The organism is Nonlabens tegetincola, assembly GCF_002954355.1.
GTDB classification, from domain to species: domain Bacteria; phylum Bacteroidota; class Bacteroidia; order Flavobacteriales; family Flavobacteriaceae; genus Nonlabens; species Nonlabens tegetincola.
On sequence record NZ_MQVV01000015.1, the window covers coordinates 1 to 11,813 of the forward strand.

Sequence of the window (11,813 nt, forward strand, 5' to 3'; positions counted from 1 at the left end):
CCCTTAATTTCTATGTATTCTTTTATTTCTGCAATTAAAGGCTTCCTGTTTGTTCATAGGATACTCGATAAATTTTCTTAGTTAAGTTTGGCAGCCACTTTGCTTGTGAGGTTACAACTTGTCTAAGTTTTTCTTCATATTTCTACTTTTGGAAATATAAAGAGATTGATTTTTTTCATTAAAAAGATAAAGGACACCTGTAGTCGCAGGTACCGAATCCAAGAATTCTTGAAGGCCTTTTTTTACACTCTTTTGTGCTAATTGTTTTTGAAAGCTGTTTATAATTTTTTTTCCTGTATCTTTTTCAAGAAGAATCTTAAACAGCTTTACTGTTGCTGCCGCATCACCTGTTGCACGATGTCTCGAAGGAATTGGAATGCCCAATGATTTACAAAGTTTTCCTAGGTTGTAACTTTCTTCATCAGGAAGTAATTCTTGAGCTACTTGAACCGTGCAAATGCTTTCTCTTTGATAGTCATAACCTAGGCTAGAGAACTCCTGGACTAACATGCGGTAATCAAACTCAGCATTGTGAGCAACTATGACACAACCTTCGGTAATTTCAATAATTCTTTTTGCAACCTCAAAAAATTTTGGAGCTTTGATTAACATCTTATTGTTTATACCTGTAAGTTGAACTACAAACGGTTGAATGGGTTTTTCCGGATTTACTAGGCTAGCAAATTGATCCACTATTTCATGTCCATTAAATTTATATATAGCGATTTCGGTGATTCCTTCATCACCAAAATTACCACCGGTAGTTTCTATATCTAGTATTGCGTACAATTAATTATTTTATTTGGTGAAACTACATAAAAAATGCCGTGATTATACACGGCATTTAAAAAGGTTATACAAAGGATATTAAACTTTTGGTCCGTAAATCTTATCATATAGATCCTGATACCTTGCTTTAATATTTCTTCTTTTCAATTTTAGAGTAGGAGTGAGTTGTTCATTATCGATAGACCAAACTTCTGGAGTAAGTTCAAATCGCTTTATGCGTTCCCATTTTCCAAATTGTTCGTTATAATGATCAACTTCTCTTTGATATCTGTCAATTACTCGATCTAGGGCACATAATTCTTCGTAAGAATTGTATTTAAGTTCTTTACGCTCTGCCCATTCTTCAAGAAATTCAAAATTAGGTTGAATAAAGGCTGCTGGCATTTTTTCTCCTTCACCAATTACCATGATTTGTTCTACAAAACGACTTTGTTTAAGAACATTTTCAATTACTTGTGGAGCAACATACTTACCACCTGATGTTTTAAACATCTCTTTCTTTCTATCCGTAATTCTTAAGAATCCTTCTTGGTCAATTTCACCTATGTCTCCTGTATGAAAGTAACCATCTTTATCAATAGCTTCGGCTGTTTTTTCTGGATCCTTATAATAGCCCATCATACGTTGTGGACCATTAATTATTATTTCACCATCTTCAGCGATTTTAACATCGGTTTCCTTTAGTGGTTTTCCTACCGTACCTATTTTAAATCCGTTATTACGCATGTCATTTACAGCAATAACTGGACTTGTTTCAGTAAGACCATATCCTTCCATTACTGGCACACCTGCTGCGTTGAACACACGTGCAAGCCTGGGTTGAAGAGCAGCGCTACCACTAGCTATGGCTTGTAGATTGCCTCCTAATGCTTCTTGCCATTTTGAGAAAATCAATTTACGCGCTAGTTTGAGTTTTTGTTCATACCACCAGCCATTACGTCCATATGGTTCCCACTTTAATCCAAGTTCTACAGCCCAGAAGAATAATTTCTTTTTAATGCCGGTAAGATCTGTTCCTTTGGCGATAATTTTATCGTATACTTTTTCGAGTAATCGAGGTACCGCACTCATTACATCGGGTTGCACTTCTTTTAGATTGTCCGATATAGCTTCAATAGACTCCGCAAAATAAATACCACCACCTACATAGGTATACATGTATAATAACATGCGTTCATAAATGTGACAGACAGGTAAAAAGCTTAATGCTTTACCTTTTCCTTCAATGATAGGTAGTCGTTCTCTAGAAAAGATAGCATTGCTACTAATATTTTTGTGAGAAAGCATTACACCTTTAGGTCTACCGGTTGTTCCAGAAGTATAGATAAGAGTTGCTAGGTCATCCTCCTTGATGGCAGCCATGCGATCCTCTAATTCTTTTTGGTTACTGTCGTCTTTACCTAATTCTAATACTTCTCTCCAACTTTTACAGCCTTTGATATCATTATAAGAATAAACTTCCTGCAATGATGGAACCTTGTTTCTTATTGCTTGAACCTTGTCATATACCTCTTGATCAGATACGAAAACAAATTTTGCCTCACTATGATTAAGAACATATGCGTAATCCTCTTCTGATATAGTAGGATAAATAGGTACATCTTGGGCACCTGTTTGCATCACTCCTATATCAGTGATGTTCCATTCCGTTCTATTGTTTGTTGATATAATACCAACTTTATCGTCCTTTTGAAGTCCCAATCGCATTAACCCACGTGATAGGGCACAGGCTTGATCAATATATTCTTGTGTAGAGGTTTTTTCCCATATTCCATTCTGTTTAGTAACTAGAGCATCTTCTCTAGGATAATTCTTTAATTGGTAATATGGAAAGTCAAATAATCGTTTGATTTGCATGAATTATTTTTTTCGGACGCTAAATATAATACTAGTATTATAAAAAAGTTAACAATCCGATCTAATAAATTATCTATTGATGTAGATGTAACCAGCAAGATTTTCTTTATTCCCTATCTTAAGTACGTAAAAATAAGTACCTTCTGGTAGTTTTTCGTCCTGAGATGTGGTTACTCGACCTTCAGAAATTCCAGAAAAACTATTGTCGTAATTTTCTTTTTGATAGACAGCCACACCCCAACGATTGTAAATGATAAGTTCATTATCTGGTATATCTTCTAATCCTCGAATAATAAGTGTGTCATTTATACCATCACCATCTGGTGTTATTCCATTATAAACTAGAATATCATTGCCATTTTCAAGAATAGAAGCTAACGTATAAATAGTATACTCTTGAGTTGCATTAATTTTTGTAGTAATGGTACCTTCATTGACCGTTCCTGTAAAAGAGTCATTTCCTAAATTGTCCCATTTATTGGTGGTAGCATTCCAAGCAGCTATTCTAAGTTGACTCAAATTGTTTACTAAACTACTTACATTACTACTCAATGTCCAGTGTAAAGTAACATCTGCAGTACCTGTACTATCAAGATACCAAAACTCGGTTGTGGAGACAATATCTAAGCTAGGCTCAAAGGCAGATGTGTTAAAGCCACTCACAAATGTGGTAGGAGTGTTAGGGTCCTCCTTAAAATAAGCTGCTACAAATTGTTTATCTGTATAATTGGAAATTCCTAGTGGTTTAAGTTCAAATTCATCTCCAATTGGAAAAGTGAAATCTATTGAACCAGAAAATTCATTAAATCCATCAACATGCTTATTGTCATTTGAATTAAAATAAAAGTTGTTATTTAAAAATTGAGTCTGATAATGGGATTAATTCTAGGTGTAATAAACCTACCAGATATAAAGTCTAATTCTCCTGTAATTCCTATGGAAGTTAATAAACTTAAGTCATCATCTACTTCTAACTCTACATTCTCAAAGTTCATTTGGTTGGTACCCGAGAAAGTAAGCATGCGATTATCATTGTAAAATCCGGCTAGTCCATCATTGTCATTCGATATTCCGTCATTAATGACATCTGTATGAAAACCTATCTGTCCTGTTGGATGTATTTTTAAATTACCATAATTATGTAAGGCAGTTTGCGCTTTCGCGAAAGCGTAAACTAATAACAAAGTAAAGAATAGATAATTTTTCATAATCTAAATTTTTGTAATACCAATGTTTGAAAAATTGGCGTTTAGTGTAGCTCCATTTACATTAAGTACGTATTGAATGTTGACGACGTCATTTGCATTTAGACTAAACATAATTGTTCCTGTGGTGCCCCAGAAGTCTCTACTAGGAATACTTGCAAATCCTCTAGATAAATAACCTCTTCTTGATCCATTGATGAAAACTGCTAGGATATATTTATTATCACCTGCCGGCATATTGGTAGTTGATAATTCTCCAGAGATAAGATAATTTCCTTGTTGAAGTATTGTAATTTCAGAAGTTCCAGATATTGTATAATAATCGTTATTTATCGTAGTAACGTGACTATTAGTCAATGGTAAATCATAAAAGGTGTTTATTGCAGTAGGTAAGGAGCCTCCATTACGATTTAATATTACAGTCTTGCTTTCATCTACCGTTAGTTTTTTCCATGTAGTAGCATTTCTCAGGTACAAAGATTGATCTGTGGTATTGTAAACAATAGATCCCTCATTAGGATTAGAAATGCTATTAATCTCGGTTGTGGTCAAAGTAGGTATACCCATTATAGAGTTGGGATCTATTTGAGCTTGTGAGAAAGCGAACCACACGGTAAAGATTAAACTACTTAGGAATAATTTCATGAGCAAGTTATTTGTAGGCTGTAAATAAAACCACTATGGCTTCATTGTTAACATCTGCTGGTTGAACACTAAGTACTGGATTAGTATTATTTACCGTTATATCACCGTTAGTATAAGTAGCATTTACGGTAAAACCATTTGTTGTAAAATTGATTAAAGACGCTTCAATTATACCCAAATTAGACCCATTTTGATCACCGTATCTTATGCCAACACAATTTGAGCTACTTGAATATCTAGAAATGTCATTGATTGAATTTCCGTGTCCGCCTACGTAAATACTTTGTTGAACTATGCTTCCTCCGTTATTTCTAGCAAAACCGTTTGAAGTTCCATAAGAATTTGAAATTCCACGAGCATTATTTCCCACACCGTTATCTGCAGCTATATTATCCGATTCAATATTTGCATGAGCAACAAAACTTACTTGTGAAGGTTGAAATGGAACATCTGATATTGTAATTGATCCAGACGAGTTAATAGTGAAGCTACCTAAATAGACATTAGAATCAACAAGCATTTCACTCCAACCAGTATTTGTATATTCTAGCATTCTATTACGGTCTGTATCATATACAATACTACCTTCTTGAACGCCAACTATTGAGTTGATTTCTGCGGTTGTTAAGTTTGATATCCTCATTAAGGAGTCTGGGTTTATTGCAGGCTGAATAAATGAGAATAACAACATTAAAAGCACTATGATAAAAAAGAATCTTTTCATTTAAAATTAATTAAGGTAGTTTAATAATGGTGAACATGAAATCAAGATCAATGTCAACCTTAGGACTAGCACCATTATCGCTATCTCCTATATTCACGTTGAATCCGTTAGCATCATTTCCATAGTACGAAATTCCAGGATCATCGTAGTTTGAACCGCCAGCTGGTGGACAGTTTCCATTACAATCTAATATGGTTAATTGTATTACATATCCCGTTGTTATAGGAGTTGTAAAATTGATACGATAGTCTCCAGTATTAAGTCTAGTAATGCTCGAAGTTCCAAAGCTTGTGATGGTAGAACCATCTCCTGCCACGTTACCAGCTGCAGCAATAGTAGGACCAACAAAATAAGCTCCACCATCTGATCCAACTTGAATACTATTATTGGCATCGGCACTTACGACTTGTGCAGTGGTTGTTGTACCAGCCTCGTTGGTGTAAGTTATTTCTCCAGTAGCATTTGGATCACTAGAAGTTGGTGTGTCATTTTGTGAAAAAGTTGTTACAGTTTCATTGATAGTAAATGCCGAACCATCCTCATCGGTATACGTAGCAATGGTATTAGCATCACCAGCGGTTACTTCAGCATCTGTATTACCAGCAGCTTGAGCAAGTAGGGTAAGCGTTTCTAGGTTAGAGATATCGATAATAGTATCTACACCATCTTCATCGGTATAGGTAAAAGTACCGTCTGTGTTTTCAGCAATCTCTGTAAGCGTTTCTAAGTTAGTAACATCAATGATGGTGTCATTACCAGCTTCATCGGTGTAGGTTACTGTTCCGTTAGTGTTTTCTACTAATGCAGTAACAGTTTCATTGATAGTAAATGCCGAACCATCCTCATCGGTATACGTAGCAATGGTATTAGCATCACCAGCGGTTACTTCAGCATCTGTATTACCAGCAGCTTGAGCAAGTAGAGTAAGCGTTTCTAGGTTAGAGATATCGATAATAGTATCTACACCATCTTCATCGGTATAGGTAAAAGTACCGTCTGTGTTTTCAGCAATCTCTGTAAGCGTTTCTAAGTTAGTAACATCAATGATGGTGTCATTACCAGCTTCATCGGTGTAGGTTACTGTTCCGTTAGTGTTTTCCACTAATGCAGTAACAGTTTCATTGATAGTAAATGCCGAACCATCCTCATCGGTATACGTAGCAATGGTATTAGCATCACCAGCGGTTACTTCAGCATCTGTATTACCAGCAGCTTGAGCAAGTAGGGTAAGCGTTTCTAGGTTAGAGATATCGATAATAGTATCTACACCATCTTCATCGGTATAGGTAAAAGTACCGTCTGTGTTTTCAGCAATCTCTGTAAGCGTTTCTAAGTTAGTAACATCAATGATGGTGTCATTACCAGCTTCATCGGTGTAGGTTACTGTTCCGTTAGTGTTTTCCACTAATGCAGTAACAGTTTCATTGATAGTAAATGCCGAACCATCCTCATCGGTATACGTAGCAATGGTATTAGCATCACCAGCGGTTACTTCAGCATCTGTATTACCAGCAGCTTGAGCAAGTAGGGTAAGCGTTTCTAGGTTAGAGATATCGATAATAGTATCTACACCATCTTCATCGGTATAGGTAAAAGTACCGTCTGTGTTTTCAGCAATCTCTGTAAGCGTTTCTAAGTTAGTAACATCAATGATGGTGTCATTACCAGCTTCATCGGTGTAGGTTACTGTCCCGTTAGTGTTTTCTACTAATGCAGTAACGGTTTCATTGATAGTAAATGCCGAACCATCCTCATCGGTATACGTAGCAATGGTATTAGCATCACCAGCGGTTACTTCAGCATCTGTATTACCAGCAGCTTGAGCAAGTAGGGTAAGCGTTTCTAGGTTAGAGATATCGATAATAGTATCTACACCATCTTCATCGGTATAGGTAAAAGTACCGTCTGTGTTTTCAGCAATCTCTGTAAGCGTTTCTAAGTTAGTAACATCAATGATGGTGTCATTACCAGCTTCATCGGTGTAGGTTACTGTTCCGTTAGTGTTTTCCACTAATGCAGTAACAGTTTCATTGATAGTAAATGCCGAACCATCCTCATCGGTATACGTAGCAATGGTATTAGCATCACCAGCGGTTACTTCAGCATCTGTATTACCAGCAGCTTGAGCAAGTAGGGTAAGCGTTTCTAGGTTAGAGATATCGATAATAGTATCTACACCATCTTCATCGGTATAGGTAAAAGTACCGTCTGTGTTTTCAGCAATCTCTGTAAGCGTTTCTAAGTTAGTAACATCAATGATGGTGTCATTACCAGCTTCATCGGTGTAGGTTACTGTCCCGTTAGTGTTTTCTACTAATGCAGTAACGGTTTCATTGATAGTAAATGCCGAACCATCCTCATCGGTATACGTAGCAATGGTATTAGCATCACCAGCGGTTACTTCAGCATCTGTATTACCAGCAGCTTGAGCAAGTAGGGTAAGCGTTTCTAGGTTAGAGATATCGATAATAGTATCTACACCATCTTCATCGGTATAGGTAAAAGTACCGTCTGTGTTTTCAGCAATCTCTGTAAGCGTTTCTAAGTTAGTAACATCAATGATGGTGTCATTACCAGCTTCATCGGTGTAGGTTACTGTTCCGTTAGTGTTTTCCACTAATGCAGTAACAGTTTCATTGATAGTAAATGCCGAACCATCCTCATCGGTATACGTAGCAATGGTATTAGCATCACCAGCGGTTACTTCAGCATCTGTATTACCAGCAGCTTGAGCAAGTAGGGTAAGCGTTTCTAGGTTAGAGATATCGATAATAGTATCTACACCATCTTCATCGGTATAGGTAAAAGTACCGTCTGTGTTTTCAGCAATCTCTGTAAGCGTTTCTAAGTTAGTAACATCAATGATGGTGTCATTACCAGCTTCATCGGTGTAGGTTACTGTCCCGTTAGTGTTTTCTACTAATGCAGTAACAGTTTCATTGATAGTAAATGCCGAACCATCCTCATCGGTATACGTAGCAATGGTATTAGCATCACCAGCGGTTACTTCAGCATCTGTATTACCAGCAGCTTGAGCAAGTAGAGTAAGCGTTTCTAGGTTAGAGATATCGATAATAGTATCTACACCATCTTCATCGGTATAGGTAAAAGTACCGTCTGTGTTTTCAGCAATCTCTGTAAGCGTTTCTAAGTTAGTAACATCAATGATGGTGTCATTACCAGCTTCATCGGTGTAGGTTACTGTCCCGTTAGTGTTTTCCACTAATGCAGTAACAGTTTCATTGATAGTAAATGCCGAACCATCCTCATCGGTATACGTAGCAATGGTATTAGCATCACCAGCGGTTACTTCAGCATCTGTATTACCAGCAGCTTGAGCAAGTAGGGTAAGCGTTTCTAGGTTAGAGATATCGATAATAGTATCTACACCATCTTCATCGGTATAGGTAAAAGTACCGTCTGTGTTTTCAGCAATCTCTGTAAGCGTTTCTAAGTTAGTAACATCAATGATGGTGTCATTACCAGCTTCATCGGTGTAGGTTACTGTCCCGTTAGTGTTTTCTACTAATGCAGTAACAGTTTCATTGATAGTAAATGCCGAACCATCCTCATCGGTATACGTAGCAATGGTATTAGCATCACCAGCGTTACTTCAGCATCTGTATTACCAGCAGCTTGAGCAAGTAGGGTAAGCGTTTCTAGGTTAGAGATATCGATAATAGTATCTACACCATCTTCATCGGTATAGGTAAAAGTACCGTCTGTGTTTTCAGCAATCTCTGTAAGCGTTTCTAAGTTAGTAACATCAATGATGGTGTCATTACCAGCTTCATCGGTGTAGGTTACTGTCCGTTAGTGTTTTCTACTAATGCAGTAACGGTTTCATTGATAGTAAATGCCGAACCATCCTCATCGGTATACGTAGCAATGGTATTAGCATCACCAGCGGTTACTTCAGCATCTGTATTACCAGCAGCTTGAGCAAGTAGGGTAAGCGTTTCTAGGTAGAGATATCGATAATAGTATCTACACCATCTTCATCAGTATAGGTAAAAGTACCGTCTGTGTTTTCAGCAATCTCCGTAAGCGTTTCTAAGTTAGTAACATCAATGATGGTGTCATTACCAGCTTCATCGGTGTAGGTTACTGTCCCGTTAGTGTTTCCACTAATGCAGTAACAGTTTCATTGATAGTAAATGCCGAACCATCCTCATCGGTATACGTAGCAATGGTATTAGCATCACCAGCGGTTACTTCAGCATCTGTATTACCAGCAGCTTGAGCAAGTAGAGTAAGCGTTTCTAGGTTAGAGATATCGATAATAGTATCTACACCATCTTCATCAGTATAGGTAAAAGTACCGTCTGTGTTTTCAGCAATCTCTGTAAGCGTTTCTAAGTTAGTAACATCAATGATGGTGTCATTACCAGCTTCATCGGTGTAGGTTATGTCCCGTTAGTGTTTTCCACTAATGCAGTAACAGTTTCATTGATAGTAAATGCCGAACCATCCTCATCGGTATACGTAGCAATGGTATTAGCATCACCAGCGGTTACTTCAGCATCTGTATTACCAGCAGCTTGAGCAAGTAGGGTAAGCGTTTCTAGGTTAGAGATATCGATAATAGTATCTACACCATCTTCATCAGTATAGGTAAAAGTACCGTCTGTGTTTTCAGCAATCTCTGTAAGCGTTTCTAAGTTAGTAACATCAATGATGGTAGTGTCACCATCTTCATCGGTATAGGTAAAAGTACCATCAGTGTTTTCAACAATAGTGGTTAAAGTCTCTAGGTTTTGTACTAAAGCTGTAAGATCAAGCTGAGTTACCACACCATCCTCATCGGTGTAATCGATGTTAATATTATCAGGATTCAGCGCGATAGAAGTCAGTGTTTCCAGATTGGTAACATCAATAACGTTAGTGCCGCCATCTTCATCAGTATAGGTAAAAGTACCATCAGTGTTTTCAACAATAGTGGTTAAAGTCTCTAGGTTTTGTACTAAAGCTGTAAGATCAAGTTGAGTAACCACACCATCCTCATCGGTGTAATCGATGTTAGTATTATCAGCATTTAACGCAATAGAGGTAAGCGTTTCTAGATTGGTAACATCAATAACTGTAGTACCACCGTCTTCATCAGTATAGGTAAAAGTACCGTCAGTGTTTTCAACAATAGTGGTTAAAGTTTCTAGGTTTTGTACTAAAGCTGTAAGATCAAGCTGAGTAACCACACCATCCTCATCGGTGTAATCGATGTTAGTATCATCAGCATTTAACGCGATAGAGGTAAGTGTTTCCAGATTCGTTACATCAATAACGGTAGTACCACCATCTTCATCGGTATAGGTAAAAGTACCGTCAGTGTTTTCAACAATAGTGGTTAAAGTTTCTAAGTTTTGTACTAAAGCTGTAAGATCAAGCTGAGTTACCACACCATCCTCATCGGTGTAATCGATGTTAGTATCATCAGCATTCAACGCGATAGAGGTAAGTGTTTCTAGATTCGTTACATCAATAACAGTAGTACCACCATCTTCATCGGTATAGGTTAAACGTAACCGTCTGTGTTTTCAACTAAAGTGGTTAAAGTTCTAGGTTTTGTACTAAAGCTGTAAATCAAGCTGAGTAACCACACCATCCTCATCGGTGTAATCGATGTTAGTATCATCAGCATTTAACGCGATAGAGGTAAGTGTTTCCAGATTCGTTACATCAATAACGGTAGTACCACCATCTTCATCGGTATAGGTAAAAGTACCATCAGTGTTTTCAACGATAGTGGTTAAAGTCTCTAGGTTTTGTACTAAAGCTTGTAAGATCAAGCTGAGTAACCACACCATCTTCATCGTGTAGTCGATGTTAGTATCATCAGGATTCAGCGCGATAGAAGTCAGTGTTTCCAGATTAGTAACATCAATAACAGTAGTACCACCATCTTCATCGGTATAGGTAAACGTACGTCTGTGTTTTCAACGATAGTGGTTTAAAGTTTCTAAGTTCTGTACTAAAGCTGTAAGATCAAGCTGATTACCACACCATCCTCATCGTGTAATCGATGTTAGTATTATCAGGATTCAGCGCGATAGAAGTCAGTGTTTCCAGATTAGTAACATCAATAACTGTAGTACCACCATCTTCATCAGTATAGGTAAAAGTACGTCAGTGTTTCAACAATAGTGGTTAAGTCCTAGGTTTTGTACTAAAGCCGAAGATCAAGCTGAGTAACTACACCATCCTCATCGGTGTAATCGATGTTAGTATCATCAGCATTCAACGCGATAGAGGTAAGTGTTTCTAGATTGGTAACATCAATAACAGTAGTACCACCATCTTCATCGGTATAGGTAAAAGTACCATCAGTGTTTTCACGATAGTGGTTAAAGTCTCTAGTTTTGTACTAAAGCCGTAAGATCAAGCTGAGTAACTAACATCCTCAATCGGTGTAATCGATGTTAGTATCATCAGCATTCAACGCGATAGAGGTAAGTGTTTCTAGATGGTAACATCAATAACAGTAGTACCACCATCTTCATCGGTATAGGTAAAAGTACCATCTGTGTTTTCAACGATAGTGGTTAAAGTTTCTAAGTTTTGTACAACATTGGTTAAATTAATAGTAGTATTACGCC

Annotated in this window: 9 protein-coding genes; all 9 read right to left on the reverse strand. The window is 37.3% G+C overall.

All coding sequences use genetic code 11. From position 1 onward, the window contains the following. Window positions 1–111: 111 nt before the first annotated feature. Window positions 112–789 (reverse strand): 3'-5' exonuclease, encoded by a 678-nt coding sequence (locus tag BST93_RS09310; RefSeq protein WP_258150515.1) that lies wholly within the window; start codon window positions 787–789, stop codon window positions 112–114. Window positions 790–867: 78 nt separating this feature from the next. Further along, window positions 868–2,646 carry an AMP-dependent synthetase/ligase gene (locus BST93_RS09315; RefSeq protein WP_105018931.1) on the reverse strand — a complete coding sequence of 593 codons (1,779 nt, stop codon included), beginning with the start codon at window positions 2,644–2,646 and terminating at the stop codon, window positions 868–870. 69 nt (window positions 2,647–2,715) lie between these two features. Continuing rightward, entirely contained in the window at window positions 2,716–3,309 is a 594-nt protein-coding gene (locus BST93_RS09320; protein WP_181072596.1) for a T9SS type B sorting domain-containing protein, read from the reverse strand. A gap of 191 nt (window positions 3,310–3,500) precedes the next feature. Then, complete coding sequence (locus BST93_RS09325) at window positions 3,501–3,854, reverse strand: hypothetical protein (RefSeq protein ID WP_105018961.1); 354 nt, start codon at window positions 3,852–3,854, stop codon at window positions 3,501–3,503. A gap of 3 nt (window positions 3,855–3,857) precedes the next feature. Then, a complete protein-coding gene (locus tag BST93_RS09330; RefSeq protein ID WP_105018933.1) occupies window positions 3,858–4,496 on the reverse strand; it encodes a phage tail-like protein in 639 nt (212 codons plus the stop codon). A gap of 7 nt (window positions 4,497–4,503) precedes the next feature. Beyond that, window positions 4,504–5,220: a hypothetical protein gene (locus BST93_RS09335; RefSeq protein ID WP_146105000.1), complete on the reverse strand. Its 717-nt coding sequence runs from the start codon at window positions 5,218–5,220 to the stop codon at window positions 4,504–4,506. Window positions 5,221–5,230: 10 nt separating this feature from the next. Next, on the reverse strand, window positions 5,231–8,443 hold the full coding sequence (locus BST93_RS09340; protein ID WP_105018962.1) for a beta strand repeat-containing protein: 3,213 nt from the start codon (window positions 8,441–8,443) through the stop codon (window positions 5,231–5,233). Between the two features lie 1,183 nt (window positions 8,444–9,626). Beyond that, on the reverse strand, window positions 9,627–10,661 hold the full coding sequence (locus BST93_RS09345; protein WP_105018963.1) for a hypothetical protein: 1,035 nt from the start codon (window positions 10,659–10,661) through the stop codon (window positions 9,627–9,629). A 126-nt stretch (window positions 10,662–10,787) separates the two neighbouring features. Then, complete coding sequence (locus BST93_RS09350; RefSeq protein ID WP_146105001.1) at window positions 10,788–11,024, reverse strand: hypothetical protein; 237 nt, start codon at window positions 11,022–11,024, stop codon at window positions 10,788–10,790. Window positions 11,025–11,813 lie beyond the last annotated feature (789 nt).

Excerpts from the sequence above, each read along its gene's own strand:
- BST93_RS09315 (WP_105018931.1), bottom strand. The coding sequence starts at position 2,646 with ATGCAAATCAAACGATTATTTGACTTTCCATATTACCAATTAAAGAAT.
- BST93_RS09325 (WP_105018961.1), bottom strand. The coding sequence starts at position 3,854 with ATGAAAAATTATCTATTCTTTACTTTGTTATTAGTTTACGCTTTCGCG.
- BST93_RS09330 (WP_105018933.1), bottom strand. The coding sequence starts at position 4,496 with ATGAAATTATTCCTAAGTAGTTTAATCTTTACCGTGTGGTTCGCTTTC.
- BST93_RS09335 (WP_146105000.1), bottom strand. The coding sequence starts at position 5,220 with ATGAAAAGATTCTTTTTTATCATAGTGCTTTTAATGTTGTTATTCTCA.
- BST93_RS09350 (WP_146105001.1), bottom strand. The coding sequence starts at position 11,024 with ATGGTGTGGTTACTCAGCTTGATCTTACAAGCTTTAGTACAAAACCTA.